Genomic DNA, 25,965 nt, shown 5'->3' on the forward strand with positions numbered 1-25,965 from the left:
CAGCGAGCTGGGAGGGAGCAAGGCAATGGTGGAGGTCCACGACGGCCCGCCCATGGACGGGTTCTCGGTGCCCCTGCGCCTGCACAACCTGTTACTGGCCCTGGCGGGCCGGATCGACGACAGCGCACTCACCGAAGCGCGTGAGCTGATCGCCCGGGCGCACATCGACGAGGCGGTCGAGCTGACCACCGGCACGCTCATCGCGGGCCGGATCCCGGTCAGCTCCGCCGAGCAGCGCGAGCTGGCGCTGGTGCTCGAGATGAGCCGGTCGGACGCGACGCTGGCGAACGACCTGCTGGTCGACGAGGCCGAGCCGGTCAACACGCACCGGTTCAGCGGCGAGAACTCCCCGGAGTTCGGCATCGCCGAGGCGCTCGACCGGACGCTGCAGGTGCTGCCGGACGTCCGGTCGGTGCACGCGGTGTGGCGCAACACCCCGGCGGGCAGCGTGCCGGGCGCGTTGCCGCAGCGCGTGGTGCTGGTCGAGCTGGGGCCGGAGGGCAACCCGCCGGCCGTTGCGTTCCGCGTCGACACGGCGCTGCGCCGGGCCGGGATCCACTCGGTCGTCGAGGTCAGCGGTCCCGGGGTGGCGCACTCCGAGTACCACCAGGCGGCTTCGGCCGCCGCGTCGCCGGCCTGGGTGACCGGGAGCGCGACGTCGAGCGCGTCGTCCTTTCGGCCCGACCCGGTCGTCAAGCCGCCGGCCCCGGTGACGCCGGAGCCGGTCGCGGAGTCGGGCAGCAGGCACAGCATCCGCTCGAGCGGCACCACGACGGCGCCGCCCGAGCCGGTCGCCCCGGTGGTGCCGATCGTGTCGCCGCCGCCCGCCCCGGAGCCGCCCCGCAAGGCGCGGTCCGAGCGGTCGGAGACGCGCGCGGAGCGCACCGCCGACCTGACGCCGGCGGAGGTCGCGCAGCTGCGGCAGGCGCTGGCCGAAGACCCGGAGAAGGGCCGCGAGATCGCCGCGGGCAAGCCGTCGATGCACGAAGTCGTCGAGCTGCCGGCGCTGGACCTCGACGACCCGAGCCTGAGCGAGCGCGACCGGGCGCTGCTGCGCGAGCTGCACGCCGAGCTGGCCGAGCGTGAGCGGGCCGAAGCGGCGAAGATGCGGCTCAACGGTGCTTCCCGCTCCGGCGGCGAGCAGCGCGGCTGGACCGCCCCCTAGGTTCGTCTCGAAAAGGCGGAGCTTTCACGTGAAAGCTCCGCCTTTTCCGTGTCTGGGATGCCACAACTGCGCGACGGGACGTCGGGTACCGGAGGTATGTTGCCCGGGTGGAGCAGCCAACGGAGTTTGTCTTCGACATCCCGGTCGGCGCCGGGGTCGCCACCCGTGCCAACGCGGACGGCCCGCCGGCGACGCCGAAGGACGCGGCGACCGTGATCCTGGTCCGGGACGGCGCCGAGGGCGTCGAAGTCTTCCTGCAGCACCGGGTCAAGGGCATGCCGTTCGCGGGCGGGATGACCGTCTTCCCCGGCGGCGGGGTGGACCAGCGCGACGCCGACGCGTCGGTGGCGTGGGCCGGCCCGGAGCCCTCGTGGTGGGCCTCGCGGTTCGGTTGTGACGAGGCTCTCGCGCGGGCGCTGACCTGCGCGGCGGTGCGCGAGACGTTCGAGGAGTCCGGGGTGCTGCTCGCGGGCAGTGCGGAAACCGTGCTCACCGACGTCGTGCCGTACGCCGCCGCCCGCCAGGCGCTGGAGACGCGGGAGGTGTCGCTGGCCGGGTTCCTCGCCGACGCGGGCCTGACGCTGCGTGCCGACCTGCTGCGCCCGTGGGCGCACTGGATCACGCCCGAGCAGGAGCCGCGCCGCTACGACACCCGGTTCTACGTCGCGAAGCTGCCGGAGGGCCAGCAGGCCGACGGCGCGACGTCGGAGGCGTCGAGCTCCGGCTGGCAGCGCCCCGACGACGCGATCGCCGACGCGCGCGAAGGCCGGCGGATGCTGATGCCGCCGACGTGGCTGACGCTGAGCGAACTGGCGAAGTTCGCGACCGCCGACGACATCCTGAACGAGCAGCGGGAGATCGTCCGCATCGCGCCGACGCTCATCCGTGAGAACGACCACGTCCGCGTCGTACTGGAGAAGCGATGACTGCCCCCGCGTACGGCGTGCTGCGCCAGGTCACCGAGACGGCGTCGGTGCTGCTGGAGAACAACCCGTCGTCGATGACGCTCGAAGGCACCAACAGCTGGGTGCTGCGGGCGACGCCGTCGAGCCCGGCCGTGGTCGTCGACCCGGGCTACCGCGACCTCGAGCACCTCGAACTGCTCGCCGCGGTCGGCCCGGTCGAACTCGTCCTGCTGACCCACTTCCACCCCGACCACGCCGAGGGCGCGCCGTGGTTCGCCGAGCGCGTCGGCGCGCCGGTGCGGGCGTTCGATCCCGCGCTGTGCATCGGTGCAGCGTCCTTTGTGGACGGCGAGGTGATCAAGGCGGGCGGCCTGTCCACCCAGGTGCTGCACACGCCGGGCCACACGGGCGACTCGGTCTCGCTGGTCCTCGACGGCCAGGTGCTGACCGGCGACACGGTCCTCGGCCGCGGCACGACGGTGCTGCACGACCTCGGCGACTACCTGCGCTCGCTGCGGAAGCTCATCGAGCTGCCGCCGGGCACGACCGGCCTGCCCGGCCACGGCCCGGAGCTGCCCGATCTCCCGGCTACCGCCCGTGAGTACCTGGCCCACCGGGAACAGCGGCTCGACCAGGTGCGTTCGGCTCTTCAGGAGCTGGGGCCGGACGCCACCCCGCGCCAGGTCGTCGAGGTCGTGTACGCCGACGTCGACCGGGCGCTGTGGGCGCCCGCCGAACTGAGCGTGCAGGCGCAGCTGGACTACTTGCGGTCGGAGGAACAGGGATGAGCAACGTCGAGGTCGAGTTCTACTGGCGCCCGGGGTGCGGCTTCTGCGCCGCGCTCGACCGGCCGATGTCGAAAAGCGGCTTCAACATCCGCAAGATCAACATCTGGGAGGACCCGGCGGCGGCCGCACGCGTGCGCGAGGTGGCGAACGGGAACGAGACGGTCCCGACCGTGATCGTCGGGTCGACGGCCATGGTCAACCCGTCCTTCGCGGAGGTCGAGGCGGCGGTCAAGGCAGCTTCGGCGGGCTGATGGTGCCGGGCGGCGTTCCGTGGAGGAACGCGGCCCACACTTCGCGCAGCCCGGTCTCCGTTTCGAGGCCCTTCGGGGCGCCTTCGAGCATCGGCGCGGCCCAGACGTCGTGGGTGCCGAAGAGGAACGGGATGTCGATGCAGTGGCAGGCGCCGAACCGGTTGCCGGGCGCCTGCCAGTCGAAGCGGTAGGTGACGGCGTCGAGCTTCTTCACCAGCCGGTCGCTGGTGAAGAAGCTGTTCGCCCGCTCGATCGCGTCTCGCGGTGCGTCGGGGACGAAGGCGCGTAGCTCTTCTCGCGTCCAGCTGATCAGCGCGGGCCCGTGCGGTGCGGCTTCGATCAGGTCGGCCGCGACGAGGTCGTCGTCGGCGATCAGCTGGAACGGCGGCTCGATCGAGCCCGGCTTGCCCGGCACCGCGAGCTGCGCGGCCAGCAGCCGCTCGACCGGGGCGGTCCGGATGTCGTCGCCGCCCAGCCCTTCGATGAGCCGTTCGGTGGCCACCGCGGCCTCGTCTCTTGTGGACGGTCGCATCCCGAGCGGTGCGCTCTGCAAGGCGATCCGCTTGATCAGCCCGTGCGTCCGCGGCGACGACCACAGGGCGAGCGTCGACTGCGCACCGGCCGACTGCCCGCCGAGGGTGATTTCGGCCGGGTCCCCGCCGAACGCGGCGATGTTGTCCCGCACCCAGTCGAGCGCGGCGAGCTGGTCGGCGAGCCCGAGGTTCGGCGGGATTCCGTCGGCGCTCAGGAACCCGAGGACGCCCAGGCGGTAGTTGAGCGTCACGACCACGACGTCGGCCTCGCGCGCCAGGCGCGTGCCGGTGTACCAGACCTGGCCGCCCGAGCCGCTGGAGAACCCGCCGCCGTGGACCCACACCAGCACCGGCCGGCTCCCGGTGGTCGACGGCGTGAAGACGTTGAGGGACAAGCAGTCTTCGCTCTGCGGCAGGGGCATCGGCCCGAGCGCGTGCTCCAGCCGAGACGGCGGCTGCGGCGCGGCGGGACCGGGTTCGAGCGCGTCTTTGACCCCGCTCCACGGCTTCAGCGGCGTCGGCGATTCGAAGCGTTTCGCGGTGGCGTACGGGATTCCCTTGAACGCGCCGTGCGCGCCACGAACCCGTCCGGCGGTGGTTTCGACGATCATCGTGCCTCCTCGAAGTACAGCGCGGCGCCACCCGCGTCCGCGGCGCGGACGAAGAACCCGCCTGGGCGGGTGATGGCCGGGACGTGCTCCTCGACCAGTTTCCGCGCTTTCGCGAGATCCGTGACGACCACGCCGTGGGCGGCGAAGTAGGGGAGTTCTTTCGGGGGTTCGCCGGGCAGGACGGCGTCGAGATCGCTCACCCCTCGGACGTCCACCAGCCGGCCTTCGCCGGTGATCACGGCATAGCGATCCCGGTACGCGGCGACCTCGGCGTCGGGCACGACCAGCAGGATCCCGGCGACGCCGCGGGCGCCGTTCGGGTGCCCGAGGTACCGCGGCTGGTGGACGTACTCCGGGGTGAGGTGCTCGGCGGTGTGCAGGATGCCCTCGGGCGTGTGGTCCCGTCTGATGTGGACACTGCGGAAGCGTGCGGTGCGGGTGCCTTCCGGCAGTTCGACGTCCCGCTGCAGCTTCAGCACGCCGGAGTTCGAGAGTCCGGCTTCGCGGAGCCGGCGCTCGGCTTCCGCGGAGTCGCCGACGCCGAAGGAGCAGCCGTGCAGGCCGTCGCCGCGGGCGTCCAGGATCGGCAGGACGCGCCACGGATCGCCGGCGGCTTCGTCGACGATGCCGATCAGTTCGAGGAACGACTCCCCGAAGTAGGCGCAGCGGTTGGCGGTGCAGCTCGGGACGGGTTCGCTGCCGCCGGTGCGGGACGCGAAGTGCCGCGACGGCGGGCTCAGCGTGAAGCCGAGTTCTTCGTAGCGCCGCCAGGTTTCGGCGTACTTCCTGGTCAGGAAGACCGTGTGGTCGATGGGCATGCTCCGAGTTTTGCCTCTCGGTGGCCTTTTCTCCGTTCACCGCGCATTTGTGCTCGAAATCCGACACTGGTTAGGCTCCGCTGGTGGAATCCGGCTTGCTCGACGACCTCGACCGGCGGCTGGCGAACGCACTGCAGCTCGACGGCCGGGCGTCGTTCAGCACGATCGCGTCGGTGCTGGGTGTCTCGGACCAGACGGTGGCCCGCCGCTACCGGAAGCTGCGCTCGTCCGGGGTGCTGCGCGTGGTCGGCGTCCCGGAAGCGGCGCCGCTGGGCCAGGTCCACTGGCTGATCCGCCTCGGCTGCGTCCCGGACGCGGCGGCCGCGATCGCCGCCGCGCTGGCCCGCCGCGACGACACGCAGTGGGTCAGCCTGATGTCCGGCGGCACGGAGATCGTGTGCTTCATCCGGGCGCCGCTGCGCGAGGAGGCGGACGGGCTCCTGCTGGGCCAGCTGCCGAAGACACCCCGGGTGGTGTCGATGACGGCGTACCGGTTGTTGCGCCGGTTCGCCGGCGGCCCCGCGGGCTGGCCGGGCCGGTCGAGCGCGCTGTCGGCCGCGGAGGTGGCCGCGTTGCGTCGCCCACCGGCGTCGATGGTCTACCGGCCCGAACCCGGAGACCCCGCCCTCCTGGCCGCGCTGGCCCGCGACGGCCGAGCCGACATGTCGACATTGGCTGTGGCGTCGGGTCGCTCGGAGTCGACGGTCCGCCGTCGCCTGGAGGCCCTGCGCACGTCGGGCGCGCTGTACTTCGACGTCGAGGTGGACGCGGCCCTGCTGGGCTACCCCCTGACGGCGACGCTCTGGCTGACGGTGGCCCCGTCGGCCCTGGAGTCGGCAGGCCAGGCGCTGGCAACGCACCCCCAGGTCGCCTTCGCGGCGGCGACGACGGGCCCGGCGAACCTGGTGGCCAACGTGGGCTGCCGCGACGACGCGGCGCTGTACTCGTACCTGGCCGACGACCTGGGCGGGCTGCCGGGCGTGCGCCAGGTGGAGACGGCGCCGATGATCAGGACGCTGAAGCGCTTCGGCACGTTGGCGCCGGTGTAGCACCTGGAGCCACTCCGGCGACTCACCGCCTGTGGACGACGAGCGCGCGATCGACTTCGTACTGAACGGCGAGCAGCATCGCCTGAGCCGCGCTGACGTGCAGAGCGCGGCGGCGCGCGGTGGACCGGAACCGATTCGCACGCACTGGGTCTCCGTCGGGGACCAGCGGTGGCCGCCGCGGCAGCTCTTCGAGCGCGCCGTGGGGGTGTCGCGGACGGAGTTCATCTCGCACGCCGCGATCCGCCAGTTCCGGCGGCTGGGCTTTCCGACGAGCCCGCTGCCCGACGAGCGAGAAGCCCCAGGCGAGCCTGAGCAGGCCGCCGAGCCGTTGGCGCCCAGGAGCGACCTCGGTGCCGCGGTCAAGTCGTTCATCGACCTGCACGAGTTCTTCGGCCAGGAGGCCTTGTCCAGCCGCGTTGCGCGGCTGGAAGAACTCCTGGAGGGCGCCGACAGCACCGCCCTCGACGCTCGGGTGGCACCCGAGGGCCTGACCGACGACCTGCTCCGGGGCGCGCGGCTGGTGCGGCAGCACGCCGGGCGGGTCAACGACCTCATCCACGCCGCCATGATCGTCCGTGCGCTGCCGTCGATCCTCGAACCGGGCGAGCGGATCGTCCGGCGCCCGTCACTGGCCGCCGGGAACGATCCGAGCCGGAAGTTCGACCTCGAGACCGATCGCCGGGTGGCCGAGTTCAAGGCCGCCGAGTGGAAGGGCCGCGACGCGATGCGCAAGCGCACACTCGTGGCCGACCTGGTTGGCCTGGTCCTCGAACGTGGCGACCGCCGGGCCGAGCTCTACGTACTCGGCAGCCTGCCGATCGATTACCTGCGTACCAGCACCACGAAGGTCGAATGGGCCCTCGGCCGCTCGTCGCCGAACCTTCGGGAGGCCTACAAGCAGCGCTTCGGGAGCGCCGAGCTGACCGTCAGCCAGTTCACCGCCGGGCCGGCGGCCGACGTCGTCCTGCGGGACCTCACCGAGATCATCGGCTGAGCATCGGCATCAGGTAGTACGTCAGTTCCACCTCCCCCGGCTCCGCCGACCGCAGGATGCACGCCCGCATCCCCGGCTGGATCGACAGCACCACCCGCTCCCCGTCGAACGCCTGCAGTGCGTCGAGCAGGTAGCGGGCCTGGAACGACGGTGACGTTCGGCCGCCGGTGACGTCCGCCTTCAGGGTTTCCTCCGCTTCGCCCGTGTCCTGGCGGGCGCTCGCCAAACGGATGTGGGCGTCGCCGACCTCCAGGGTCAGGACCCGGCGGTCCTCCGCGTACACCCCGACTCGGCGGACGGCCGCCGCCAGGGCGTCTGCCGGTAGGGACACCGTCGTGTCGACCGCGCCCGAGTGGATCGAGTCCTCGGACAGGAAGCCCGCGTCCAGGACCGCCGTGCCGACGAGGCCGCCGGGCCAGCTCACCCCGAAGCGGCCGGGGCTGACGTGCAGGCCGACCCGGCCGCGGGCTTGGCGGGCCGCTTCGGACAGCAGGGCCGCCGGGACCAGGACGTCCAGCTCGCCCGGTGCGAGCAGGGGCAGGCGTGCCACCGCCATCCGGTAGCGGTCCGACGCCGTCAGCGTCAGGCGGTCGCCCGTCGACTGCAGGCGGACGCCCGTGAACAGCGGGAGGGGGTCGTCCTTCGCCGCCGTTCCGGCCACGATCCGCAACGCCGACGCGAACGCCGCACCGTCCACTTCGGACACCTGGGCGGGCGGGCCGGCGGCCGCCTCGACGTCCGGGAGGAGGGGGAGCGCGAAGCGGGCGTTGTCCAGCCGTAGCGCCAAGCGGCTGCCCTCGACGATCAGGCGCACCAGCTCGGCGTCGAGCACCTTCAGCGTCTCCACCAGCGGCGCCGCCGGGATGACGACCGAGCCGTCGGTGTGCGTGGTCGCCGGGCAGTCGAACCGGACGGTGAGATCCGGGTCGCTGCCGGCGACCGTCAGCCCCGCCGCGCCGGCCCGCAGCCGTAGCCCGGCGCGGGCGGGCAGCAGGCGCGACGCGGCGGTGACGGCCGCCGAGAGGCGGTGGGCAGGCGCGGTGACGTCCATGCCCGCCAAGCTAGCGCCGGGCACCGACAAAAACCGCGCCGCAAGCCGCTGAGCTGCGAAAACGACCTACTTAGTGGCGCCGACCAGCTCCGGAGAAGAGACGGCCGAGGGCTGCGAAGCCGGCCGGACCGTTCCGCGCAGCAGCCAGACGACGGCCGCGAGCACCAGGCCCGCCACGCTCGCCGCCAGGAAGGCCGCGCCCGGGCCCGCGTGCTCGACGAGGTAGCCGCTCACCGACTGGCCGCCGGCCAGACCCAGCGTCACCGCCGTCAGCACCCAGCCGAACGCCTCCGCCGCGGTGCCCTCCGGGGCGACCAGCTCGATCGCCGCCGAATGGGCCGTCGACTGCGGTGTGATCAGCGCGCCCGCGAGCAGCATCATCAGGGCCAGGCCCCACAGCGAGGACGGCCACGCGAGCAGCGCCACCAGCGCGCCGAACCCGCCGAGCAGTACCGGCAGCCGCAGGCCCAGCTTCCGCGGCCACGGGCGCAGGCTGTACGCCACGCCGAATGCGACCGAGCTCAGCGACCACGCCGAGAGCAGCAGCCCGCCGAACGAGGGAGCGCCGGCCTCGGTGGCCGACGCCGGCACGGCGACCTCGACGAACCCGATCACCACGCCGAAGCCGAGCGCGGCCAGCGCCAGCGTCCGCATGCCCGGGCTCGCGAGCGCGCCCAGCAGAGAACCGGACGAAGCCGTCGAAGGACCCCAGGCCCGCACTGCCGGGCTCAGCGCGAACAGCACCGCGCCGGTGAACTGCAGCGCGACGCCCAGCACCAGGCCGGTCCCCGCCCACGGCGCCAGCACCAGCAGCCCGGCGACACCGGGGCCGAGGATGAAGAAGACCTCCATGCTGATCGCCTCGTATGAGAACGCGGCATTGCGCGCGCCACCCGGCGGGAGCAGCCGCGTCCACAGCGCCCGCGACGCCGACCCGACCATCGGTTCCGACAGCCCGGTGAGCGCGCCCAGCGCGACGAGCACGGCCGTCGCCGCGTGGGACTCGATCGCCGTCACCAGTGCCGCCATCGAGAGCGCCGAGAGCAGGGCGAAGACGAGCAGCGGCCGCGTCGGCCCGAACCGGTCGATCAGCCTGCCCTGCACGACGGCGCCGACCGACACCCCGACGAGTGAACCGGCCGAGACGAGCCCGGCGGCGGCGAAGGATCCGGTTTCGCGCTGGACGTAGAGCAGCGCCGAGATGCCGATCATGGCGATCGGCAGGCGGGCGAGCACGGACGCGACGGCGGGCCGCCGGGCCGCGCGGGTCGTCAGCGCGGTGCGGTAGTCGGCGAGGGACGTGCGGCTTTCGTGGTTCGAGGCAGACTGGGACACGCGTACCAGTATGCCGCAGAGTGGTACGTCGGTACCAGTTATTTGGCGGTCGGGTGCGTCACCGGCAGACTGGAAGTGGATCACGTGAAGTCTCGATCCGGTAACAGTCACGATATTCTCCGTGGACTCGTGCAACGAAACGGCCCAGGCGGCGTCCTTGAGAGTGAATGGCCTTGAATTCGTGGGTATGGGCCGTGATGGTTGAACAACAGCACAGAACCCAGCTCCCTCCGGCATATGGGTCGGGGCCTGGTCCGGAGGGCGGGGAGCGCGGATCGTCGGGGGATGGTCCGCGCAACAACGAAGAGCCGGTGCGCCACGTCGGGGGTGGCGCCCGGCTCTTTGTTGTTGTCGGCCAAGGCAAGAAGAAGGCCCCCTCACCCAGGTGAGGGGGCCTTCTTCGAAAACAGACTCAGCGAGCGCGACGAGCCAGGCGCTCCGGGTCCAGGATCAGCACGCTCTTGCCTTCGAGCCGCAGCCAGCCGCGGTGGGCGAAGTCGGCGAGGGCCTTGTTGACGGTCTCGCGGGACGCGCCGACGTACTGGGCGATCTCTTCCTGCGTCAGGTCGTGCGTGACCCGCAGCAGGCCCGCCTCCTGGCTGCCGAACCGCTGCGCGAGCTGCAGCAGCGCGCGCGCCACGCGGCCGGGGACGTCGGTGAAGATCAGTTCCGCGACCATGTTGTTCGTCCGGCGCAGGCGGCGCGCGACCACGCGCAGCAGCTGCTCGGCGATCTCCGGGCGGGTCGAAATCCACTGGCGCAGGGCCGGGCGGTCCATGGTGACCGCGCGGACCTCGGTGACCGTGGTCGCGCTCGACGTCCGGGGGCCGGGGTCGAAGATGGACAGCTCGCCGAACATGTCCGACGGGCCGAAGATGCCCAGCAGGTTCTCGCGGCCGTCCGGGGACTTGCGGCCGATCTTCACCTTGCCGGACTGGATGATGTAGAGCTTGTCGCCGGGTTCACCCTCGTTGAAGATGACATGGCCGCGGGGGAACTCCACGGATTCCAAGGTCTGGGCCAGCGCCTCCGCCGCTGCCGGCTCCACACCCTGGAAAATGCCCGCACGGGCCAGGGTTTCGTCCACCTCGGGTGCCTCCTCGTCGAGAAACGTTCACGCCCCTCCCTTGGCTGGAGGAGCGTGACGCCGATCACTTGCGCGTCAGTCTAGGGCGTACTCCCGAGATCGCCCGTCGGACGCGCGGCCCGCCGAAACGATCTCGTTCGAACGTGGAGCCTAACTCCGCACGCGACGCGCGCGTAGCCTGGCTGCCCGTCCGCCCAGCCTACGCAGCCGGAACAGCTCGAGGGCCCGGCCGATGCCGTGGCCGTAGAGCGCCCTGACCTCGTTGGGCTGCGCCTGCTCGAGGAACTCTTCGACCTCGTTCTCCTGCACCGCGACGTGCTTGAGCCTGCTTTCGACGCGCTCCATGAAGAGCGCGAAGAACATGATCACGAGGGGGACCAGGATGACGAACCAGACAGTCATGACCGGACCCCGAAACACTCAGTGAAAAGCATCTACTCCAGATCCTCGCTCATGGCGGCCGGAAAACTGCGCCGAGGTGGTGCTCTGGCGTGTCGGTCGTCCACCGGTGCACTGACCGGCTCGTCCGACGGCGCCCGTAGGCTATCGGGGTGCCTCCTGCCACCACGAACGCCCCCCGTGAGGGCGCTGGTGAAAGCCGATTGGCTCTGGTGAGACGCGCCAGGCGGATGAAGCGTTGCTTGGACGACGTGTATCCCGGCGCCCACTGTGAGCTCGACTTCACCACGCCGCTGGAACTGCTGGTCGCGGTCGTGCTGTCCGCGCAGACCACCGACGTCCGGGTGAACCTGGTCACGCCGGCGCTGTTCAAGCGCTACCGGACCGCCGCCGACTACGCGGGCGCCGACCGCGCCGAGCTGGAGGAGTACCTCCGCAGCACCGGCTTCTACCGGGCCAAGGCGAACTCCGTGATGGGGCTCGGCGCGGCGCTGGTCGAGCGCTTCGACGGCGAGGTGCCGGGCAAGCTCGAGGACCTCGTCACCCTGCCCGGCGTCGGCCGCAAGACGGCGAACGTCGTGCTCGGGAACGCCTTCGACGTCCCCGGCATCACCGTCGACACGCACTTCGGCCGGCTGGTCCGGCGCTGGGGCTGGACGGCGGAGGAGGACCCGGTCAAGGTCGAGCACGCGATCGGCGAGCTGATCCCCCGCAAGGAGTGGACGATGCTCTCGCACCGGGTGATCTTCCACGGCCGCCGCGTCTGCCACGCCAAGAAGCCCGCCTGCGGCGCCTGCCCGCTGGCCAAGGACTGCCCGTCGTACGGCACCGGCCCGACCGGGTTCGAGGAAGCCGCGAAACTGGTCAAGGGTGTCGAAAAGGACCACATCCTCGCCCTGGCGGCGCCCCGGTGACGAGAGTCACCAAGTGGGCGCTGGCCGCCGCGGTGCTGGCGGTGGCGCTGATCGTCGCGCTGCTGCCCCGCGGGGGTGCCGACACCGCCGCGAAGCCGTCCGAAGACCTCGCGCCGGCCCGGTCGGCGGCGGCGCTCCAGCCGTGTCCCGCACCGGGCTCCGGACCGCCGGTGAAGCAGCTCGAAGGCGTCAAGGCGGACTGCCTGGGCGACGGCGCGAGCGTCGACGTCGGCCAGGCCCTCGCCGGCGCTCCGGTGCTGGTCAACGTGTGGGCGTCGTGGTGCCAGCCGTGCCGGACCGAGCTGCCCGTGCTCCAGGAGTACGCGAAGCAGCCGGGTGCCGTGCGCGTCCTCGGCGTCCAGGTGCAGAGCCCGGCGAAGGACGGCTTGGACCTCCTCGCGCGGCTGGGTGTGCACCTCCCCTCGGTGTTCGACGGGGACGGCGGCAGCGGCCCGGTCCGGACGGCGCTCAAGGTGCCTTCCGCGCTCCCGGCGTCCTACCTGGTCACCGCCGGCGGTGAGATCCGGTTCATCGCGAATCCCCGGACCTTCGGGAACACTGACCAGGTGCGCGCGGCAGTCGAGGGGGCATCGTGATCGGACCACTGGTCGAGCCGGAGTCGGTCCCCGAGTGGCTGCGGCCGCTGGTCAAGGTGAGCGGCGAGGTCGATTCGAAGACGTTCACGCGGTTCAGCCCGCCCGAAGCCGCGTACACGCGCGCCGCGGCGGTGCTCATCCTCTTCGGCGAGCGGGAAGCCGACGGCGAACCCGACGTCCTGCTCCAGCGGCGCGCCGACACGCTCGGCTCGCACGCCGGCCAGGTCTCGTTCCCCGGCGGCGGCGCCGAGGAGGGTGACGGCGGCCCGATCGGCACCGCGCTGCGCGAGGCCGAGGAGGAAACCGGGGTCGTCCCGTCCGGCGTCCGGCCGGTCGCGGTGCTGCCGGAGCTGTTCGTGCCGGTCTCCAGCTTCGCGGTGACACCGGTGCTGGCGCACTGGGCGGAGCCGTCGCCGGTGCACGCGGTGGACCCGGCCGAGACGGCGTCCGTCGCCCGCGTCGCCGTCGGCGACCTGGTCGACCCGGCGAACCGGTTCACGGTCAAGAAGGCCGGCGCGCCGTGGAAGGGGCCCGCCTTCGAGGTCAACGGCCTGTTCGTGTGGGGGTTCACCGCCGGGTTGCTGTCGGTTCTGCTGAACCTGGGAGGCTGGGAGCGCGAGTGGGACGCGGGCGACGTCCGGGATCTCGACGAGGCGCTGGCGGCGTACCGGGCACGGGTAACAAGCGAGGGGTGACACGGTGAACTGGGTCGATGTGCTGGTGCTGCTGCTCGCGTTGCTGGCGGCGGTGTCCGGCGCGTACCAGGGCGTGATCATCGCGCTGCCGTCGCTGGTCGGGGTCGTGCTCGGCGCGATCGTCGGCATCAAGCTGGCGCCGGTGGTGGTCTCGTTCTTCGACGACCCGGTGTGGAAGGTCGCCTTCGCGGTCGCGACCGTCGTGTTCCTCGTCGCGTTCGGCGAGGCCATCGGCGTCTACGTGGGGCGCAAGCTCCGGCAGAAGATCCGGCCCGACAAGCTCTCCGGCGTCGACAAGACGCTCGGCGCGGTCGTGCAGGCCTTGGTCGTCTTCGTGGTCGCGTGGCTGATCGCGACGCCGCTGACGACCGTGTCCGGCCTGCCAGGGCTGGCCAAGGCGATCAACGGCTCGGTCGTGCTCGGCAAGGTCAACGACACCATGCCGGCGGCCGCGCAGGGCTTCCCGAGCCAGCTGCGCAAGCTGCTCGACGCGTCCGGCTTCCCGTCCATCATGGATCCCTTCGAGAAGGCGCCGACGGCGGACACCTCGCCGCCGGACCCGGCCCTGCAGAGCAGCGGGACCGTCCAGCAGCTGCACGGCAGCGTGGTCAAGATCCGCGGCAGCGCCAGCTCGTGCTCGCGGTCCCTCGAAGGCAGCGGGTTCGTGATCGCGCCGCAGCGGGTGATGACGAACGCGCACGTCGTGGCCGGCACCGACACCGTCGGCATCGAGACGACCCAGGGCGACTACCCGGCGCGCGTCGTCTACTTCGACCCGGAGGTCGACATCGCGGTGCTCGCCGTGCCGCGGCTGCGCGCCGAGCCGCTGCAGTTCGCCCCGGAGACGGCGCGGGCGGGCGACAGCGCGATCGTCCTCGGCTACCCCCTCGACGGCCCGTACCGGGCGACGCCGGCCCGCGTGCGCGGCCGGATCAACCTGCGCGGCCCGGACATCTACGAGGCCAACACCGTCCAGCGGGACGTCTTCACCGTCCGCGCGGAGATCCGCAGCGGGAACTCCGGCGGCCCGATGGTGACCCCCGACGGCAAGGTCATCGGCGTCGTCTTCGGCGCGGCGGTGGAAGACCCGGAGACGGGCTTCACGCTGACGGCCGAGCAGGTCCGCGCCGAGGTCGACGCGGCGCCGTCGCAGACGTCGAACGTGTCGACCGGCTCCTGCGCCGCCTAACGCCCGAACCGCAGGGCGAGGCCGTCCAGCAGCGCTCGCATGCCCGACTCGAAGATGTTGTCGAGGACCAGGTCGTAACCGGTTTCGGTCAGGTCGGCGAGCATCCGCGCGAACGTCGGGTGCCCGGCCGTCATCGCCATCACGGCGGCCCCTTGGTGGTCCATCCAGTCCTCCTCGGTCAGCCCGGAGGACGCCAGGGCGCTCTGCTCGCGTTCCAGGTGGACCGCCATGCCCTGGACGTGGCTGAAGAACAGCACGTGCAGGTCGCACAGGGTCGCGGCGTCGACCCCCAGCTCGGACAGCGCGGACAGTGCCCACTCGCCGTGAGTGGCGAGGTTGCGCAGCGGCAGCGGCCGCGTGATCGGCCCGAGCTGCGCCAGCCACGGGTGGCGCTTGAAGAGCGACCAGAGCGTGCGGCCGCCGAGCGTCAGCCGGGCGCGCCAGTCGCCCGACGGCTTCGCCGGGTAGCCGCGCTCGCCGAACGCGGCGTCGGCCATGAGCAGCACCAGCTCGTCCCGGCCGCGCACGTACCGGTACGGCGCCATCGGGGCGACCCCGAGCCGGGCCGCGACGCCCCGTATCGACAGCGCGCCGAGCCCTTCGGCGTCGGCGATGTCGATGGCCGTGCGCACGAGCCGGTCGCGGGTCAGCCCGCGCTGGCTGCCCCGGCTTTCGCGGCCCGCGACGACCGTGCCGGACCGCGGTTCCGCGCGCACCAGGCCTTCCTGGCCCAGCAGGGCGAGCGCCTTCGCCGCGGTCGCCATCGCGACGCCGTGGTCGGCCGCGAGCCGCCGCGTCGAGGGCACCCGCGCGCCCGGCGCCAGCTCACCCCGCGCGATCCGGCCGCGCAGCTCTTCGGCGATGACCACGTACTTCACGGCTTCTCCTGACCTAGTACAGCAGGGCATCTGTACTAGCACAGATTTGGCCATACACCTGCATGAACTCCAGTGTGGTGCACAGCAGTGTACGACTCTGGAGGAAAACATGCGGAACATCCTGATCTCCGGCGCTGGCGTCGCCGGCAGCACCCTGGCCTGGTTCCTGGCCCGCGACGGCTGGTCGGTGACCGTGGTCGAGCGCGCGCCCGGCCCGCGCACCGGCGGCCAGGCGATCGACGTGCGCGGTGCCGCGCTCGACGTCGTCGACGAGATGGGCCTCGGCGACCGGATGCGCGCGCTGCGCACCCGGATGCGGGGAATGTCCATGGTGGACGGTCAGGGCCAGGAGCTGTTCCGGTCCGAGGAGTACACCTACAGCAGCGGACGGCTCGACAACGACGACTTCGAGGTGCTGCGCGACGACGTCGTCGCGATCCTGCACGAGGCGGCCGACGTCGAGTACGTCTTCGGCGACGCGATCACGGCGCTGACCGAAGAGGCGCACGGCGTGCGCGTCGAGTTCGAACACGGGGGCTTCCGGACGTTCGACCTCGTCGTCGGCGCCGACGGCCTGCACTCGGCCGTGCGGCGGCTCGCCTTCGGGCCGGAGGAGGAGTTCGTCCGCCACCTCGGGCAGTACCTGGCGATCTTCCCGGCGCCCAACTTCCTCGGCCTCGAGGACTGGCAGGTCTGGTTCCGCCACGACCACACCGGCGGCGTCGCGTACCCGGTGCGGGACAACACCGAGCTGCGCGTGACGCTCGGGTTCGGCTCGGAGCCGCTGCCCCGGATGAGCGTCCCGGAGCAGAAGCGGCTGATCGCCGAACGGCTCGGCGGCGTCGGCTGGGAGGTGCCGAAGCTGCTCGAAGCGATGGCCGCCGCGGACGTCTTCTACTTCGACGCGATGGCCCAGATCGAGCTGGACCGCTGGTCGTCGGGCCGGATCGCGCTGGTCGGCGACGCCGGTTACTGCGCCTCGGCGCTGTCCGGCCAGGGGACGAGCCTCGCGCTGGTCGGTGCGTACGTCCTCGCGCAGGAACTGGGCCGCGCCGGCCACGAGGAGGCGTTCGCGGCCTACGAACGGCGGATGCGGCCGTTCGTCGCGCTCAACCAGGCGCTGGCGACGGAGAACCCGGAGGGCGGCCCGGCCGAGGAGTCGGTGGACCGGGCGAAGAACGCCATCAGCCTCGCTTGAGGAAGTCCACCAGCGCCGCCGACGTGCGGTCCGGGACTTCGAGGTGGGGGAAGTGCCCGACGCCCGGCCAGAGCTCCGGCTCGGCGTGCGGGCCCGCCCAGCGCACCGACGAGGTCGCCGTCTCGGGCAGGATGCAGGTGTCGTCGGCGCCGTGCAGTTGCAGCGTCGGCGCCGCGATCCGGGTGCCGACGGCGTCGGTGAAGCGGCGGCCTTCGCCGCGGAACTGCGCGCGGAAGGCCCACCGGTAGTACTCGAGCGCGCTGTGCGCGACGCCGGGCACGAGCATGGCGTGCCGGAACTCCTCGACGCTGTCGATGAAGTCCGAAGTGGACCGCCACCGGCTCCCGGCCCAGCCACCGAAGAGGTCCGCGACGGCTTGGGCGTCGTCCTTCACGAGCCACTTCTCCGGCGCCATCGGCACCTGGAAGCGGAAGAGGTGCCCGGCCGCGCGGCCCTGGCCGCGCCACGGGCGGGCAGCGCCGGAGCGCAGGGCGAGCGGGTGGGCGGCGCCGATCGCCGTCACCGACGACACGAGCCGGGGGTGCAGCGCGGCGACCGTCCACGCGAGCATGCCGCCCCACGCGTGCCCGACGAGGTGCGCCCGGCGCGCGCCGAGCGACTTGATCAGCCCGCCGACGTCGCCGGCGAGCGTCCAGGCGTCGTAACCGCGGGGCGGCTTGTCCGAGTCGCCGTAGCCGCGCAGGTCGACGGCGACCGCGCGGAACCCCGCGTCGGCGAGTGCCCGCAGCTGGTGGTGCCAGGTCCACCAGAACTCGGCGAACCCGTGGAGCAGCACCACGACCGGTCCGCCGCCGAGCTCGGCGACGTGCAGCCGGATGCCGTTCGCGGACACGTCGCGGTGGGCCCACGGGCCGTCGAGCCGGACGCTCGACGGGTCGGGGGAAGCGGGCAACGCCTCAGTCGCGGGTGGTCGTCAGGTCGGCGTCGGGCGCCTTCTGCGGCTTGAGTGCGGCGGCGGTCTCCTTGACGCTGGCGATGGTCCGCTCGGGTGCCTTGAACTTCTTCACCTTGCGGTAGCCGAGGAACCCGGCCACGCCCGCGACCACCAGCATCAGGACGAACACGATGCCGAACGCGATCCAACGGTAGCGCAGCCACTGGGCCAGCCCCTCGGCCGCGAAGAAGAACAGGAAGAACGTGCTGTAGAGGAAGACCGTCAGCGCGATCAGGAAGAAGACGGCGCCCTTGAGGCCCTTCTTCACCTCGCCGACCAGCTCGGACTTCGCGAGCTCCATCTCGGCCCTGACCAGGGTCGAGATGTGCTGGGTCGCGTCGCCGACCAGCCGGCCGAGCGACTGATCGCCGGGGACGTCGTTCGCGGAGGACAGCGGGAGGTAAGGCACGGCCCCCACGCCGTCGGGGCCGGTGCGTTCGTGCTTGGGGCTGCTCACCGGGTCATCGTGCCATGTGTCCGGAAACCGGGCGCGGCGGCGTCACAGTGTGTCGGAGATTCGCGCGTGCACTTTGCTACGGCGGAGTAGCAATGCCGCCGCCAGCAGGGACGCCACCGCGGACGCGATCAGCACCGCCGCCTTGGCCAGCTCGCTCGTCTCCCCGGGCAACGCGAGCTCCGCGATCAGCAGGCTGACGGTGAACCCGACCCCGCCGAGCACGGACAACGCGGCCAGGTCGCGCCAGCTCATGTCGCGCGGCTTCTCCGCCGCGCGCAGTCTCACGGCGAGCAGACTGGCGCCCAGGATGCCGGCGAACTTGCCGATGAGCAGCCCGGCGAGCACCGCGAGCGGCAACGCCGTCGTGAACACCGCGCCCAGCGCGTCGCCGCTGACCGAGATGCCGGCCGCGAACAGCGCGAACACCGGCACGGCCACCGCCGCCGACCACGGCTGGAGCCGGTGCTCGAGCCGCAGGGCCGGAGCTTCGGCCTCGCCTTCGTCGGCGCGGACGCGGGTGAGCAGGCCGAGCGCGACGCCGGCGATCGTCGCGTGGATGCCCGCGGAGTGCACCGCGACCCAGGTGATCAGGGCCAACGGCACGTACAGCCAGGGTGTCCGGACCCGCCTGTGCTGCAGGAAGGCGTACAGCGCGAGCGCCACGACGGCGACGGCCACCGCGACCAGGTCGAAGCCCGTCGTGAACAGCACGGCGATGACGATGATCGCGCCGAGGTCGTCGACCACGGCCAGCGAAAGCAGGAAGACCCGCGCGCTCGACGGGAGGTTCGACGCGGTCAGCGCGAGCACGCCGAGCGCGAACGCGATGTCCGTGGCCACGGGGATGGCCCAGGCGCGCTCGATGCCCGGCGTCCCCCAGCCGACGGCCAGCGCGACGAGCGCCGGCCCGATCATGCCGCCGACCGCGGCCACGACCGGCAGGATGGCCTGCTTGAGCCGGGACAGCTCGCCGACGACGAGCTCGCGCTTGAGCTCGAGCCCGGCGACGAAGAAGAACAGGGCGAGGAAGCCGTCCTTGGCCCAGTCGCCGAGCGTCAGGTTCAGGTGCAGGAACTCCGGGCCGACCCGGAAGTCGCGCAGGGCGTGGTAGCTGTCGCGCAGCGGCGAGTTGGCCCAGATCAGGGCAACCGCGGTCGCGCCGAGGAGGATCAGCCCGCCGGTCGTCTCGGTGCGCAGGTAACGGGCGAACTCGCTGAACGGGCGGGACATCGGGGCGGCTCCTGGGGTCGCTGATCACTGGTGCCGACCAGACTTCCCGGCGCTCCTTTGACGGTATTTTAATGCCTCTTTGTCACGGATCGTTATGGCCGCCGCCACACGGGGTGTCGGTGGTGGGTAACACGATGTCCTCATAGCATGCCAAGCGACAACGAAGTCCGAGACAAAGGAAGACGACAGTTGTGAGCACCTCTACCGAGGTCCAGCAGGACACGAGGTTCTTCGGGCACCCACGAGGACTGGCGAACCTCTTCGGCGTCGAGATGTGGGAGCGCTTCTCCTACTACGGGATGCTCGGCATCCTGCCGATCTACCTCTACTACCAGGTCGACCAGGGCGGTCTGGGCCTGGCGCAGGAGTCGGCGCTCGGCATCGTCGGCGCGTACGGCGGTCTGGTGTACCTCTCGGCCGTCGTCGGGGCGTGGGTGGCCGACCGGCTGCTCGGTTCGGAACGGACGTTGTTCTACAGCGCCGTCCTGATCATGATCGGGCACATCAGCCTGGCGCTGCTGCCGGGCCTGGCCGGGATCGGCGTCGGCCTGGTGTGCGTCGCGGTCGGCAGCGGCGGGCTGAAGTCCAACGCGACGGCGATCGTCGGCACGCTCTACGCCGAAGGCGACGAACGGCGCGACGCGGGCTTCACGATCTTCTACATGGGCGTCAACCTCGGCGGTTTCGTCGGCCCGCTGCTGACCGGGCTGGCGCAGACCCAGGTCGGGTTCCACCTCGGGTTCGGCCTCGCGGCGATCGGCATGGCGCTCGGCCTGATCCAGTACACGTTCGGCCGCAAGAACCTCGGTGACAAGGCCAAGGAGGTGCCGAACCCGCTGCCGTCGTCGCAGCGCGCGCTCGCGGTCGGCGCCGCCCTCCTGCTGGTCGCCGCGATCCTCGTGCTGGTGGTTTCCGGCGTCGTCAACCCGGGCAACCTCGCCGACGTCGTCGTGTGGGTGGTCGGCGTGATCTCGGTGATCTACTTCCTCGTCATCCTGACCAGTGGCAAGATCACCGGCGTCGAGCGCAGCCGGGTGCTGTCGTTCATCCCGATGTTCATCGCCAGCGCGGTGTTCTTCTCGCTGTACCAGCAGCAGTTCACGGTCGTCGCGGCCTACACCGACCAGCGGCTGAACCGGAGCCTCTTCGGCTGGGAGATGCCGGTGTCGTGGGTCAACTCGATCAACCCGGTGTTCATCATCGTCTTCGCCCCGGTGCTGGCGGCGCTGTGGACGAAGCTCGGCGAGCGCCAGCCGTCGACGCCGATGAAGTTCGTCCTCGGCACCGTGCTGATGGGCGCGGCCTTCCTGTTGTTCCTGCCGATGGTGGGCAGCGGCAAGAACGCGAGCCCGATGCTCGCGATGGTGGGCATCCTGTTCGTCTTCACGATCGCCGAGCTGTGCCTCTCGCCGGTCGGGCTGTCGCTGTCGACGAAGCTCGCGCCGGAGGCGTTCCGGACGCAGATGGTGGCGCTGAACTTCCTGTCGATCTCCTTCGGCACCGCGATGTCCGGCAAGCTCGCCGAGTACTACACGGTCGACGACGAAGCGCCGTACTTCAGCACGGTCGGCGGCGTCGCGATCGGTGTCGGTGTGCTGCTGTTCCTGGGCATCCCGTTCATCCGCAAGCTGATGAAGGGCGTGCACTAGCCGACGGTGACTCCGAAGATCACCCCGACGAAGTAGGTGACGACCATGGTGAGGGCGCCGACCCCGACGTTGCGCAGGATCGCGCGCCCCACCTTGGCGTCCCCGAGCCGCGCGCTGAGCCACCCGGTCAGCGTGAGGCCGACGACCACCGCGGCCGCGCACGCCCACACCCGCAGGGAGACGCCGGCCCAGGCGATGGAGAGGATCGGCAGCAGCGCGCCGACCGAGAACGCGACCAGCGAAGCCCACGCGGCCTGCCACGGGCTGGTCAGGTTGTCCGGGTCGATGCCGAGCTCGGCCTCCGCGTGCGCCTGCAGCGCGTCCTTTTCGGTCAGCTCACGCGCGACCTGGCTCGCGAGCTCCGGCGAGAGCCCCTTGCCTTCGTAGATCTCGGCGAGCTCGCGCTCCTCGGCTTCCGGCATGGTCTTGAGCTCATGCTTTTCGAGCCGGAGCAAGGCCTGTTCGGTGTCGCGCTGGGTGCTCACGGAAACGTATTCCCCGCCGGCCATGGAAAAGGCACCGGCGACGAGCCCGGCGATTCCGGCGGTGAGGATCGCGGTGCTTTCGGTGGTCGCACCCGCGACCCCGACGACGATCCCGGCGACCGACACGATGCCGTCGTTCGCCCCGAGTACCCCGGCCCGCAGCCAGTTCAGCTTCCCGCCCACGTCCTGGTGTGGTTCGTGGGCGTGTTCCACGGCGTCACCGTCGATCGTTTCGGTCACGGGACAAGTGAAACACGGAAAAGGAACCGGGGCGAGAGCGGCCTTTCCGGTCAGGCGGGCCTAAATTACACATGCCTAACCTAAGCGGTCCTGTGTGGACTCACGGGTTCTGGGCCATCATGGGCGGCATGGACGAGCAAGTGTGGCAGCCGCTGCGCACGGTGGAGGGCCTCCCGGTCACCGGCGGCGAGGGCCGGTTCCGGCTGCTGGAGACGGCGGAAAACGGCCTGGCCTACCTGATCCACTACCCGTCGGGCGTGGCGTCGCCGCCGCATTCGCACGACCACGACTCGATCGTCTACGTCCTGTCGGGCCGGCTGCGCGGCGCGGTGGATGGGGTGGAGGCGGAGCTGGAGCCCGGCGATTCGGCGCTGCACCCGCGCGGCGTGGAGCACCACGTCGAGGCGCTGACGGACGCCATGTGGGTGGAGTTCAAGTCCCCGCTGCCGGGGCGGCCGCCGATCGCCTGAACCGGGCATGCTGGACCTCGTGATCGACGAGTTCGCGAAGCAGTACCTGCACAGTGACCTGCGGGAGATCCGCGAGGCGATGCTCGGGAAGCTCGACGGGCTTTCCGAGTACGACGTCCGCCGTCCCCTGACCACGACCGGAACCAACCTCCTCGGGCTGGTCAAGCACCTGGCGGTGACGGAGGCCCGGTACTTCGGCGAGGTCTTCGACCGGCCGTCCCCCGAGCCCGTCCCGCGGTGGGACGACCTCAGCGGGCGCGGCACCGACATGTGGGCGACCGAGCACGAAACCCGCGAGGAGATCACCGGCCGCTACCGGCGTGCCTGGGCACACTCCGACGCGACCATCGCCGCGCTCGCCGTCGACTCGCCCGGCCACGTGCCGTGGTGGCCGCGGCCGGACGTGCTGCTGTTCAACGTCCTGGTGCACGTGCTCACCGAGACCAGCCGGCACGCCGGGCACGCCGACATCCTGCGGGAACAGCTGGACGGCGAGGTCGAGGCGGCGGGTCGGGACGCGGCCTTCTGGGACGACCGGCGGGCGGAGGTCGAACGGGCGGCCCGGGCCGCGGCCGGATAGCGGAAACGCCCGGCCCCGCGCGAAGCGGACCCGGGCGTCTCCTGGAATGAAGCTCAGGCGTCCAGCTCGGCGAGGGCCTGCTTGGCCTTCTCGAGCTCGGCCTCCAGCGCGGCGACCTTCGCGGCCTGCGCCTCGCGGGCCTGGTTGATCACCTCGTCGATCGGGCCGGACAGTTCGCTGTGCAGTTCCTTCGCCGCACGCGAAACCGCCGCCGCCGGGATCTCGAGGCCCTTCGCGACCCACTTGGAGCCGTTCTTCAGCTCGGCCTGCCACTCGCCGTCGGCGGTGCCGGTGACCGTCAGGATCAGTTCGACCGTGCGGGTCTTCTTCGCCGTGGACGCCGTCGCCGCGCCCTTGGGGCGGCCGCGCTTGGGCTTGGGGGCCTCTTCCTCGGCGGGCTCGGGCGAGCCTTCCGAAGGGGAGGGGGACGCGGACTCGGTGACGGTCGCCTCGTCGGTGGCAACGGCCGGCGCCTCGGTGGTGGCCGAAGCCGTTTCCTCGTCGTGCGTCAGGACATCCACGGTCATCGTCGTGTCGTCTCCTTGCCCGGGAAGTGGGTGTGGTTCGCGGCACAGTGTAGAACATGCGTTCGACGCGTGCCGCTCGGGGGTTCCATGACAGAGCCCTCCCGGCGCGAAGCCGGAAGGGCTCTGACGGGGAGAACGCTAGCTCACTCCTCGGACTTGCCCGACTGCAGGCCCGACGAGATCAGATCCATCACCGACGAGTCGGCCAGCGTGGTGACGTCGCCGACCTGCCGGTTCTCGGCGACGTCGCGCAGCAGGCGGCGCATGATCTTGCCCGAGCGCGTCTTCGGCAGCTCCGGCACGACCATGATCTGCCGCGGCTTCGCGATCGGCCCGATCTCCTTGGCGACGTGGTTGCGCAGCGCCTGGATGGCCTCCTCGCCGCCGTCCACGGCGTTGCCGCGCAGGATGACGAACGCGACGATGCCCTGGCCGGTCGTCGGGTCGGTCGCGCCGACGACCGCGGCCTCGGCCACGGTTGGGTGCGAGACCAGCGCCGACTCGACCTCGGTCGTCGAGATGCGGTGGCCGGACACGTTCATCACGTCGTCGACGCGGCCCAGCAGCCAGACGTCGCCGTCGTTGTCGTACTTCGCGCCGTCGCCGGCGAAGTAGAAGCCCTGGTCCTTGAAGCGCGACCAGTACGTCTCCTTGAAGCGCTCTTCGTCGCCCCAAACCCCGCGCAGCATCGACGGCCACGGCTTGTCGAGCACCAGGTACCCGCCACCGCCGTGCCCGACCTCGACGCCCTGGTCGTCGACGACCTTCGCGGAGATGCCCGGCAGCGCCTTCTGCGCCGAACCCGGCTTGGTCGAGGTGACGCCCGGCAGCGGCGAGATCATGATCGCGCCGGTCTCGGTCTGCCACCACGTGTCGACGATCGGGGTCTTGCCCGCGCCGATGTTCTCGCGGTACCAGATCCACGCCTCGGGGTTGATCGGCTCGCCGACCGAACCCAGCACCCGCAGCGACGACAGGTCGTACTTCTCCGGGATTTCCGCGCCCCACTTCATGAACGTGCGGATCAGCGTCGGCGCGGTGTAGTAGAGGGAGACCTTGTACTTCTGGACGATCTCCCAGTGCCGTCCCTCGTGCGGGGTGTTCGGCGTGCCTTCGTAGACGACCTGCGTCACGCGGTTGGCGAGCGGGCCGTAGACGATGTAGCTGTGGCCGGTGATCCAGCCGATGTCCGCGGTGCACCAGTAGACGTCTTCGCCGGCCTTGTGGTCGAAGACGTTGTGGTGCGTGTACGCGGTCTGCGTCAGGTAACCGCCCGAGGTGTGCAGGATGCCCTTCGGCTTCCCGGTGGTCCCGGACGTGTAGAGGATGAACAGCGGGTGCTCGCTGTCGAAGGCTTCGGGAGTGTGCTCTTCGGACTGTCCGTCGACGAGCTCGTGCCACCAGAGGTCGCGGCCGTCGGTCCACGGCACGTCGCCCTCGAGCTTGTCGCCGGTGCGCCGCACGACGATGACCTTTTCGACGGTCTTGGCGCCTTCGAGCGCTTCGTCGACATTGGCCTTCATCGGCGCGGCCTTGCCGCGGCGGAACTGCCCGTCGGAGGTGATCACGACCTTCGCCGCGGCGTCGTCCACACGGGCCCGCAGCGCTGTCGGCGAGAAGCCGCCGAAGACGACGTTGTGCAGCGCGCCGATCCGGGCGCACGCGAGCATCGCGAAGATGGCCTCGGGGACCATCTGCAGCTGGATCGCCACGACGTCGCCCGCGGTCACGCCGAGGGACGTGAGTGCGTTGGCGGCCTTGGAAACCTCGGTCTTGAGCTCGGCGTAGGTGATGTCCCGCGTGTCACCCGGCTCGCCGACCCAGTGGATCGCGACCTGGTCGCCGTGCCCGGACTCGACGTGCCGGTCGACGCAGTTGTAGGCGACGTTCAGCTTGCCGCCGACGAACCACTTCGCGAACGGCGCATTGGTCCAGTCCAGTACCGTGGTCCACTTCGTGTCCCACGTGAGCCGCTCGGCCTGCTTGGCCCAGAACGCTTCGCGATCGGCGTCCGCCTCGGCGTAGAGGTCGGCCTTCGCGTTGGCCTGGCCAGCGAATTCGTCGCTGGGCGGGAAGGTGCGGCTCTCGGTGAGCAGGTTGTCCAGTGCTGGGGACTGCTCGGTCATGGTTGCAAGGCCTCCTGTAGTGCGCCGAAACGACGGCTAGCGGCACGCTAGCGACGTTAGTCCGCCTTGTAAAAGGTTGCACCCACGTTGCCCGGCCGTTTCACCGAGGCAGGCGAGCCGCGGTGACTAAGCGTTCGTTCAGCCGGGCCTTCGCCGCCGGCCACTCCGGCGCCAGCATCGAATAGGTGACGGTGTCGCGCGAGGAGCCGTCCGGGCGGATCCGGTGCGCCCGCAGGACGCCTTCGCGAAGCGCGCCAAGTCGTTCGATGGCGCGTTGCGAGCGCAGGTTCCGGATGTCGGTCTCCCAGGAGACCCGTTGCGCGCCAAGGGTTTCGAACGCGTGCCCGAGCAGCAGCAGCTTCGACTCGGTGTTCAGCCCGGTGCGCTGCCAGTCCGCGCCGATCCAGGTGTGCCCGATGGACAGGATCCGGTGCTTCTCGACGACCTGGTAATACGAGGTCGTCCCGGCGACGCGGCCGGAGGCGACGTCGATCTGCGCGAAGGGCCGCCGGTCGGGGTCGGCGAGCGCCTGCTCGACCATCCGCTCCGCGGCCGGAAGATCCCCCGGCTGCCGGATGCTCAGCCAGGCCCAGATGCCCGGGTCGGCGCCGGCTTCGAGCAGGCCCTTGGCGTGCTCGGGCACTAGCGGCTCCAGGCGGACGTGCTCGCCGGCCAGCGTCGGTCGCGTGTTCCAGTCACTCACGTGATCACCGTACGGTCGGCAATGGCTGCTTCTGATAGCCAATTTCCGAGCATTTTCGCAGGCCACTTCGGCGTTGCCTATGCTCGG

28 protein-coding genes are annotated in these 25,965 nt (G+C 71.2%); 14 read left to right on the plus strand and 14 right to left on the minus strand.

Features of this window, described 5'->3' with window-relative positions:
• Window positions 1-25: 25 nt before the first annotated feature.
• The 4 genes from H4696_RS36600 (at window position 26) to H4696_RS36615 (ending at window position 3,109) form a co-directional block, all read left to right on the plus strand.
• The gene (locus tag H4696_RS36600) at window positions 26-1,165 is read left to right on the plus strand and encodes a hypothetical protein (protein WP_086859577.1); all 1,140 of its coding nucleotides are present in this window, start codon (window positions 26-28) and stop codon (window positions 1,163-1,165) included.
• A 107-nt stretch (window positions 1,166-1,272) separates the two neighbouring features.
• Entirely contained in the window at window positions 1,273-2,091 is an 819-nt protein-coding gene (locus tag H4696_RS36605) for an NUDIX hydrolase (protein WP_086859579.1), read from the plus strand.
• Window positions 2,088-2,858 carry an MBL fold metallo-hydrolase gene (locus H4696_RS36610; RefSeq protein ID WP_086859581.1) on the plus strand — a complete coding sequence of 257 codons (771 nt, stop codon included), beginning with the start codon at window positions 2,088-2,090 and terminating at the stop codon, window positions 2,856-2,858. The genes H4696_RS36605 and H4696_RS36610 overlap by 4 nt, the downstream gene beginning before the upstream one ends.
• A complete protein-coding gene (locus H4696_RS36615) occupies window positions 2,855-3,109 on the plus strand; it encodes a glutaredoxin domain-containing protein (RefSeq protein ID WP_086859583.1) in 255 nt (84 codons plus the stop codon). Before H4696_RS36610 ends, H4696_RS36615 begins: the two co-directional genes overlap by 4 nt.
• Here the strand turns inward: H4696_RS36615 and H4696_RS36620 are convergent.
• Together H4696_RS36620 and H4696_RS36625 are read right to left on the minus strand one after the other, a co-directional pair.
• The gene (locus tag H4696_RS36620) at window positions 3,087-4,253 is read right to left on the minus strand and encodes a carboxylesterase family protein (protein ID WP_086859585.1); all 1,167 of its coding nucleotides are present in this window, start codon (window positions 4,251-4,253) and stop codon (window positions 3,087-3,089) included. The genes H4696_RS36615 and H4696_RS36620 overlap by 23 nt on opposite strands.
• On the minus strand, window positions 4,250-5,071 hold the full coding sequence (locus H4696_RS36625; RefSeq protein ID WP_086859587.1) for a VOC family protein: 822 nt from the start codon (window positions 5,069-5,071) through the stop codon (window positions 4,250-4,252). The genes H4696_RS36620 and H4696_RS36625 overlap by 4 nt, the downstream gene beginning before the upstream one ends.
• Before the next feature lie 83 nt (window positions 5,072-5,154).
• Between H4696_RS36625 and H4696_RS36630 the strand changes: the two genes are divergently transcribed.
• Both H4696_RS36630 and H4696_RS36635 read left to right on the plus strand, forming a co-directional pair.
• A complete protein-coding gene (locus tag H4696_RS36630) occupies window positions 5,155-6,120 on the plus strand; it encodes an Lrp/AsnC family transcriptional regulator (RefSeq protein ID WP_086859589.1) in 966 nt (321 codons plus the stop codon).
• A gap of 31 nt (window positions 6,121-6,151) precedes the next feature.
• Window positions 6,152-7,114, plus strand: coding sequence for a hypothetical protein (locus tag H4696_RS36635; protein WP_086859591.1), 963 nt, complete (start codon window positions 6,152-6,154; stop codon window positions 7,112-7,114).
• Here the strand turns inward: H4696_RS36635 and H4696_RS36640 are convergent.
• From H4696_RS36640 to H4696_RS36655, 4 genes are all read right to left on the minus strand, one after another.
• The gene (locus H4696_RS36640) at window positions 7,104-8,165 is read right to left on the minus strand and encodes a DNA polymerase III subunit beta (protein ID WP_086859595.1); all 1,062 of its coding nucleotides are present in this window, start codon (window positions 8,163-8,165) and stop codon (window positions 7,104-7,106) included. The genes H4696_RS36635 and H4696_RS36640 overlap by 11 nt on opposite strands.
• Before the next feature lie 66 nt (window positions 8,166-8,231).
• Window positions 8,232-9,500, minus strand: a complete 1,269-nt coding sequence (locus H4696_RS36645) for an MFS transporter (RefSeq protein WP_086859598.1) — start codon at window positions 9,498-9,500, stop codon at window positions 8,232-8,234.
• Between the two features lie 412 nt (window positions 9,501-9,912).
• Window positions 9,913-10,587 (minus strand): Crp/Fnr family transcriptional regulator, encoded by a 675-nt coding sequence (locus H4696_RS36650; RefSeq protein ID WP_003081747.1) that lies wholly within the window; start codon window positions 10,585-10,587, stop codon window positions 9,913-9,915.
• Between the two features lie 150 nt (window positions 10,588-10,737).
• The gene (locus tag H4696_RS36655; RefSeq protein ID WP_013230551.1) at window positions 10,738-10,989 is read right to left on the minus strand and encodes a hypothetical protein; all 252 of its coding nucleotides are present in this window, start codon (window positions 10,987-10,989) and stop codon (window positions 10,738-10,740) included.
• 227 nt (window positions 10,990-11,216) lie between these two features.
• Here H4696_RS36655 and nth point away from each other — a divergent pair, with 227 nt between their 5' ends.
• The 4 genes from nth to H4696_RS36675 are packed head-to-tail and all read left to right on the plus strand — an operon-like array spanning window position 11,217 to window position 14,380.
• Entirely contained in the window at window positions 11,217-11,900 is a 684-nt protein-coding gene (gene nth / locus H4696_RS36660; protein WP_086859599.1) for an endonuclease III, read from the plus strand.
• Entirely contained in the window at window positions 11,897-12,496 is a 600-nt protein-coding gene (locus tag H4696_RS36665; RefSeq protein ID WP_192782736.1) for a redoxin family protein, read from the plus strand. The genes nth and H4696_RS36665 overlap by 4 nt, the downstream gene beginning before the upstream one ends.
• Window positions 12,493-13,191 (plus strand): NUDIX hydrolase, encoded by a 699-nt coding sequence (locus tag H4696_RS36670; protein WP_086857920.1) that lies wholly within the window; start codon window positions 12,493-12,495, stop codon window positions 13,189-13,191. The genes H4696_RS36665 and H4696_RS36670 overlap by 4 nt, the downstream gene beginning before the upstream one ends.
• 4 nt (window positions 13,192-13,195) lie before the next feature.
• Window positions 13,196-14,380 carry a MarP family serine protease gene (locus H4696_RS36675; RefSeq protein WP_086857919.1) on the plus strand — a complete coding sequence of 395 codons (1,185 nt, stop codon included), beginning with the start codon at window positions 13,196-13,198 and terminating at the stop codon, window positions 14,378-14,380.
• On the opposite strand, the gene H4696_RS36680 is transcribed toward H4696_RS36675, so the two are convergent.
• Window positions 14,377-15,258 carry a TetR/AcrR family transcriptional regulator gene (locus tag H4696_RS36680; protein WP_086857918.1) on the minus strand — a complete coding sequence of 294 codons (882 nt, stop codon included), beginning with the start codon at window positions 15,256-15,258 and terminating at the stop codon, window positions 14,377-14,379. The genes H4696_RS36675 and H4696_RS36680 overlap by 4 nt on opposite strands.
• A 109-nt stretch (window positions 15,259-15,367) precedes the next feature.
• Here H4696_RS36680 and H4696_RS36685 point away from each other — a divergent pair, with 109 nt between their 5' ends.
• Window positions 15,368-16,456: an FAD-dependent oxidoreductase gene (locus H4696_RS36685; protein WP_086857917.1), complete on the plus strand. Its 1,089-nt coding sequence runs from the start codon at window positions 15,368-15,370 to the stop codon at window positions 16,454-16,456.
• Here H4696_RS36685 and H4696_RS36690 read toward each other — a convergent pair.
• The 3 genes from H4696_RS36690 to nhaA are packed head-to-tail and all read right to left on the minus strand — an operon-like array spanning window position 16,443 to window position 19,098.
• Complete coding sequence (locus tag H4696_RS36690) at window positions 16,443-17,369, minus strand: alpha/beta fold hydrolase (protein ID WP_086857916.1); 927 nt, start codon at window positions 17,367-17,369, stop codon at window positions 16,443-16,445. The two genes, H4696_RS36685 and H4696_RS36690, sit on opposite strands and share 14 nt — an antisense overlap.
• Window positions 17,370-17,373: 4 nt before the next feature.
• Window positions 17,374-17,868 (minus strand): phage holin family protein, encoded by a 495-nt coding sequence (locus tag H4696_RS36695; protein WP_086857915.1) that lies wholly within the window; start codon window positions 17,866-17,868, stop codon window positions 17,374-17,376.
• A 42-nt stretch (window positions 17,869-17,910) separates the two neighbouring features.
• The gene (nhaA, locus tag H4696_RS36700) at window positions 17,911-19,098 is read right to left on the minus strand and encodes a Na+/H+ antiporter NhaA (protein ID WP_086857914.1); all 1,188 of its coding nucleotides are present in this window, start codon (window positions 19,096-19,098) and stop codon (window positions 17,911-17,913) included.
• 191 nt (window positions 19,099-19,289) lie between these two features.
• Between nhaA and H4696_RS36705 the strand changes: the two genes are divergently transcribed.
• Window positions 19,290-20,747 carry a peptide MFS transporter gene (locus tag H4696_RS36705; protein ID WP_086857913.1) on the plus strand — a complete coding sequence of 486 codons (1,458 nt, stop codon included), beginning with the start codon at window positions 19,290-19,292 and terminating at the stop codon, window positions 20,745-20,747.
• On the opposite strand, the gene H4696_RS36710 is transcribed toward H4696_RS36705, so the two are convergent.
• Window positions 20,744-21,472, minus strand: coding sequence for a VIT1/CCC1 transporter family protein (locus tag H4696_RS36710; RefSeq protein ID WP_086857912.1), 729 nt, complete (start codon window positions 21,470-21,472; stop codon window positions 20,744-20,746). The genes H4696_RS36705 and H4696_RS36710 overlap by 4 nt on opposite strands.
• A 128-nt stretch (window positions 21,473-21,600) precedes the next feature.
• Between H4696_RS36710 and H4696_RS36715 the strand changes: the two genes are divergently transcribed.
• On the plus strand, window positions 21,601-21,942 hold the full coding sequence (locus H4696_RS36715) for a cupin domain-containing protein (protein WP_225955898.1): 342 nt from the start codon (window positions 21,601-21,603) through the stop codon (window positions 21,940-21,942).
• A 7-nt stretch (window positions 21,943-21,949) separates the two neighbouring features.
• Window positions 21,950-22,522, plus strand: coding sequence for a DinB family protein (locus H4696_RS36720; protein ID WP_169734901.1), 573 nt, complete (start codon window positions 21,950-21,952; stop codon window positions 22,520-22,522).
• A gap of 53 nt (window positions 22,523-22,575) precedes the next feature.
• Here H4696_RS36720 and H4696_RS36725 read toward each other — a convergent pair whose 3' ends face one another.
• The 3 genes from H4696_RS36725 to H4696_RS36735 form a co-directional block, all read right to left on the minus strand.
• Window positions 22,576-23,049, minus strand: coding sequence for a DUF6319 family protein (locus H4696_RS36725; RefSeq protein WP_086857911.1), 474 nt, complete (start codon window positions 23,047-23,049; stop codon window positions 22,576-22,578).
• A 143-nt stretch (window positions 23,050-23,192) separates the two neighbouring features.
• Window positions 23,193-25,175, minus strand: coding sequence for an acetate--CoA ligase (gene acs / locus H4696_RS36730; RefSeq protein ID WP_086857910.1), 1,983 nt, complete (start codon window positions 25,173-25,175; stop codon window positions 23,193-23,195).
• Between the two features lie 100 nt (window positions 25,176-25,275).
• The gene (locus H4696_RS36735; RefSeq protein ID WP_086857909.1) at window positions 25,276-25,878 is read right to left on the minus strand and encodes a GNAT family N-acetyltransferase; all 603 of its coding nucleotides are present in this window, start codon (window positions 25,876-25,878) and stop codon (window positions 25,276-25,278) included.
• Window positions 25,879-25,965 lie beyond the last annotated feature (87 nt).

The organism is Amycolatopsis lexingtonensis (genome assembly GCF_014873755.1).
Classification (GTDB): Bacteria; Actinomycetota; Actinomycetes; order Mycobacteriales; family Pseudonocardiaceae; genus Amycolatopsis; species Amycolatopsis lexingtonensis.

What these genes read in the sequence shown, in the direction of transcription:
- H4696_RS36600 (WP_086859577.1), top strand. Translation starts at nt 26, where the DNA reads ATGGTGGAGGTCCACGACGGCCCGCCCATGGACGGGTTCTCGGTGCCC.
- H4696_RS36610 (WP_086859581.1), top strand. Translation starts at nt 2,088, where the DNA reads ATGACTGCCCCCGCGTACGGCGTGCTGCGCCAGGTCACCGAGACGGCG.
- H4696_RS36615 (WP_086859583.1), top strand. Translation starts at nt 2,855, where the DNA reads ATGAGCAACGTCGAGGTCGAGTTCTACTGGCGCCCGGGGTGCGGCTTC.
- H4696_RS36620 (WP_086859585.1), bottom strand. Translation starts at nt 4,253, where the DNA reads ATGATCGTCGAAACCACCGCCGGACGGGTTCGTGGCGCGCACGGCGCG.
- H4696_RS36625 (WP_086859587.1), bottom strand. Translation starts at nt 5,071, where the DNA reads ATGCCCATCGACCACACGGTCTTCCTGACCAGGAAGTACGCCGAAACC.
- H4696_RS36640 (WP_086859595.1), bottom strand. Translation starts at nt 8,165, where the DNA reads ATGGACGTCACCGCGCCTGCCCACCGCCTCTCGGCGGCCGTCACCGCC.
- H4696_RS36655 (WP_013230551.1), bottom strand. Translation starts at nt 10,989, where the DNA reads ATGACTGTCTGGTTCGTCATCCTGGTCCCCCTCGTGATCATGTTCTTC.
- nth (WP_086859599.1), top strand. Translation starts at nt 11,217, where the DNA reads ATGAAGCGTTGCTTGGACGACGTGTATCCCGGCGCCCACTGTGAGCTC.
- H4696_RS36685 (WP_086857917.1), top strand. Translation starts at nt 15,368, where the DNA reads ATGCGGAACATCCTGATCTCCGGCGCTGGCGTCGCCGGCAGCACCCTG.
- nhaA (WP_086857914.1), bottom strand. Translation starts at nt 19,098, where the DNA reads ATGTCCCGCCCGTTCAGCGAGTTCGCCCGTTACCTGCGCACCGAGACG.
- H4696_RS36715 (WP_225955898.1), top strand. Translation starts at nt 21,601, where the DNA reads ATGGACGAGCAAGTGTGGCAGCCGCTGCGCACGGTGGAGGGCCTCCCG.
- H4696_RS36720 (WP_169734901.1), top strand. Translation starts at nt 21,950, where the DNA reads ATGCTGGACCTCGTGATCGACGAGTTCGCGAAGCAGTACCTGCACAGT.
- H4696_RS36725 (WP_086857911.1), bottom strand. Translation starts at nt 23,049, where the DNA reads ATGACCGTGGATGTCCTGACGCACGACGAGGAAACGGCTTCGGCCACC.
- acs (WP_086857910.1), bottom strand. Translation starts at nt 25,175, where the DNA reads ATGACCGAGCAGTCCCCAGCACTGGACAACCTGCTCACCGAGAGCCGC.